Source organism: Nocardia thailandica NBRC 100428 (genome assembly GCF_000308795.1).
In the GTDB taxonomy this organism is placed as follows: Bacteria; Actinomycetota; Actinomycetes; order Mycobacteriales; family Mycobacteriaceae; genus Nocardia; species Nocardia thailandica.
The window spans coordinates 1-201 of the sequence record NZ_BAGK01000233.1; the positions used below are offsets into that span (position 1 = coordinate 1).

A 201-nucleotide genomic window follows, 5' to 3' on the forward strand; every position below is an offset into this window, starting at 1 on the left:
AAGCCGACCGTCGCCGCCAAGGGTCTGGCCATGAAGTCCGGCTTCAAGCGCCCGGCCCCAAGGCGCCCGGCGCGGACGGCCCCGGCGTCGACCGAGGCGGACCCGGCCACCGAGGCGGCGGCGGAGTCGGCTCCGGCGCAGGCAGCGGACGCGACTGCCGAAGCGCCTGCCGCCCAGGCACCGTCGGCCCCGACCGAGTCC

At 78.6% G+C, this 201-nt stretch carries 1 protein-coding gene; it reads left to right on the forward strand.

The features are described 5' to 3' along the window. Positions 1-201: hypothetical protein (locus ON36_RS35935; protein ID WP_218001239.1), on the forward strand; the 201-nt coding region annotated here is incomplete at both ends.